This window comes from Pedobacter sp. 10L46_2 (assembly GCF_056395165.1).
This window is the reverse complement of record NZ_JBFTIZ010000401.1, coordinates 1-3,171: the sequence shown is the minus strand read 5'-3', so window position 1 is coordinate 3,171 and position 3,171 is coordinate 1. Positions and strand designations below refer to the sequence as shown.

At 40.9% G+C, this 3,171-nt stretch carries 4 protein-coding genes; 3 read left to right on the top strand and 1 reads right to left on the bottom strand.

Annotated features, from left to right (window positions below; genetic code table 11):
- The 3 genes from AC1DDX_RS25780 to AC1DDX_RS25770 all read left to right on the top strand — a co-directional run.
- The coding region (locus AC1DDX_RS25780; protein WP_477622853.1) for a hypothetical protein at positions 1-316 on the top strand (316 nt) is incomplete at its 5' end.
- Between the two features lie 3 nt (positions 317-319).
- The gene (locus AC1DDX_RS25775) at positions 320-1,612 is read left to right on the top strand and encodes a sugar MFS transporter (protein WP_288880260.1); all 1,293 of its coding nucleotides are present in this window, start codon (positions 320-322) and stop codon (positions 1,610-1,612) included.
- Positions 1,613-1,632: 20 nt separating this feature from the next.
- Complete coding sequence (locus tag AC1DDX_RS25770) at positions 1,633-2,478, top strand: N-acetylglucosamine kinase (RefSeq protein ID WP_337715017.1); 846 nt, start codon at positions 1,633-1,635, stop codon at positions 2,476-2,478.
- 27 nt (positions 2,479-2,505) lie between these two features.
- Here the strand turns inward: AC1DDX_RS25770 and AC1DDX_RS25765 are convergent, their stop codons facing one another.
- On the bottom strand, positions 2,506-3,054 hold the full coding sequence (locus AC1DDX_RS25765; protein ID WP_172663634.1) for a DinB family protein: 549 nt from the start codon (positions 3,052-3,054) through the stop codon (positions 2,506-2,508).
- Positions 3,055-3,171 lie beyond the last annotated feature (117 nt).

Here is a 3,171-nt window from a genome sequence, read left to right as displayed (position 1 = left end):
GAATAAGGCTGGGAAAATACCGGCGTCCATGCCTGTCTATATTCAGACGTTCAATATCGGTAACTGGAAATTGATTGGATTGTCACGTGAGGTAGTTACTGATTACAGCCTGGGTATTAAGAACCTTTGGCCAGGCAAACTGGTAAGTGTAGCTGGTTATTGTAATGACGTGTCTAGCTATTTGCCTACCTCCCGGCATATCAAATCCGGTACTTATGAAGGTTTCGGCTCATTTTTCTGGTATGCTCAACCCGCTATATTTCCGGAATCAGTTTATGAAACTGTAATCGATAAAGTAAAGAATGAAAATCGTTAGGGTATGGATGTCATGACTAAAGAAATTCCTGCCGTCAAGGTAGAAAATAACCTGCTTAACCCATTGATCATCATTGGTGTATTGTTCTTTATTTTTGGTTTTGTGACCTGGCTAAGTGCAGTGCTGATCCCTTACTTGCAGATTGCTTGTGAGCTCAATAATTTCCAATCCTACCTGGTAGCTTTTGCTTTTTACATTTCCTATTTTGTGATGGGTGTTCCATCCGGATGGCTTTTAAAAGCTACCGGATTTAAAAAAGGAATGTCGCTCGGATTGCTGCTTGTCGCAGCAGGCTCCTTGCTTTTCATCCCCGCTGCTTTGAACAGGCAGTACGCTATTTTTTTGCTCGGGCTTTTTGTACAAGGTGCGGGACTTACTGTATTGCAAACGGCTTCAAATCCGTATGTGACCATTCTGGGTCCCAGGGAGAGCGCAGCAAGAAGGATCAGTTTTATGGGGATATGTAATGGTATTGCCGGAGCAATGGCCCCTGTAATCCTGGGTGCAGTAATCCTAAATGATGCAGACGCATTGAAAAGTAAACTGGGTTCCTTAAATGGTGCCCAAAAGCTTGTCGAATTAAATGGGCTGGCGGCTAAGGTAATTCTGCCATATGCAATTATTACATTGGTGCTTATCGCATTGTCGGCGGTGATCTACTTTTCTGCTTTACCCGAAATTGACGAGGAAGAACTGGATGCAGCTGAGAATGATCTGGAAAAAAGTACAAAGACTTCCGTTTTTCAATTTCCGCACCTGATCATTGGGGTTTTAGTGTTGTTTGGGTATACTGGTGTAGAAGTAATCGCAGGGAATAGCATTATTGGCTATGGGGCCTATCAGGGTATTCCACTGACAATGGCTAAATTTTTTACTTCTTTTACACTGATTAGCATGCTTGCCGGATACCTGATAGGGATTATATGCATTCCCAGGTATTTTAGTCAGGAAACAGCACTTAAGAGTTCTGCAGTATTAGGTATTGTATTCACAGTACTGGCTATGTTCAGCACGGGTTTAACCTCAGTCGTTTTTGTGGCCCTGCTAGGGCTGGCAAATTCATTGATGTGGCCGTCCATATGGCCATTAGCCATTTCAGGCCTGGGTAAATTTACCAAAGCGGGGTCTTCACTGTTGGTGATGGCAATTTCCGGCGCGGCAGTACTGCCACTTTTGTATGGGTACTTAGCAGACCATATGAACCCCCAGCAGGCCTATTTGATGGTGATCCCATGCTATCTGGCAGTGGGTTACTATGCAATCGCCGGTCATAAAGTGGGAAAGAAGAATAGCTGATTTATTTAAACAACGGAAGCATGATTTTAATAGCCGACAGTGGCTCAACTAAAACAGACTGGTGCCTGATCAAGAACTCGGGCAAGAGCCTTTACTTTAAAAGCGAAGGGTATAATCCTTATTTCTTTGCCAAATCAGCTATGATTGAATCCATTCGCAGTAGCATTTCTGTGCATATTGATCCAATGGAAGTTGCTACGCTTTATTTCTATGGTGCAGGCTGTGAGGCCGACAAAACCGGGTTGATGAATGAGGTATTGAGTTCAGTTTTTAGTAATTGCAAACAGTTATATGCAGATGTCGATTTGCTTGCAGCTGCAAGGGGGCTGCTCGGACAGAAATCCGGTTTTGCGGCGATACTCGGAACAGGAACAAATACCTGCATTTATGATGGAGTAAATATTGTTAAAAATATTGATTCACTGGGGTTTATACTGGGGGATGAAGGAAGTGGAGGTGCTATTGGAAAAAGGATTCTTAGTGATTACTTAAGGAATAAAATGCCATCGTCTGTTCGTATCCAATTCGAAAAGCTATACCGTTTTTCAGCTGAAGAGATTATCCATCAAGTGTATATCGAACCAATGCCAAATCGGTTTTGTGCCCAATTTGCTAAATTCCTTAATCATCCGGAAGTGGATGCAGATTACAGTTATCGGATAGTAAAAACATCTTTTCAGCAATTCTTCGAAAATCTGGTTAGCTGTTATCCCGGATATACAGCTTATTCATTCAATTGCGTAGGCTCAATTGCCTATCATTTCAAGAATGCACTGCTGGAGGTTTTAACTGAATTCAATATGAAGCCCGGGCTAATTATTCCCTCTTTAATTGAGGAGCTGGTAGCCTATCATCGGGCAAAATAAAATAAATCATCCGGGGGAGATGTTCATCTAATATCTATTGTTATCTGCCTGAGCAACATGTCTTTCAATATGGTGTACTGTAAACCTTAGGGTATCTCCAAGCCTTAATTTGATGAGTTTGGTTAGCGAGATCGGTGTTTTAGTTTTGGTCATGTTCACCTGTTCTGCCTGAGTTAATAATGACTTTAAATGTGCTTGCTGCATTAAAAAACGATCAATAGTTGTCACTGTCAGGCGCCTTCCAAAGGGGTTCATTTCCTTTGTTGTAGACATTTTTTTGATCCCGTCTGGTTTTATCTTTACCAGGTTCACAAAATAATCTCCAATGATACCGCTCTTAAAAATCCCTGAATTGCGTGTCACCTTTTGGGAACGAATCGCGCTTTCAATGACCGGAAGATAGAAGTCGCCATACAGGTTTAAATGTTCAATGCATTCTAAAATACTCCATTTATTTGGTGCAGATTTTTTATTCAACTCATCAATATTCAATTCTCTGAGCTGCTTAACTTTTTCGGTAGAATTTGCGGTTATAATTAAAAGATTCTCTATCAGTTGACTACTTATTATCTTCATCGTTGTTATTAATTTATACAAAAATGAAAAGAAACAATTTATTGGCTGTTGATTGAAATCAAGAATTTCGAATGCGACTCAAAGTTTCAGGAGTCATCCTAAGATAGGATGCTATAT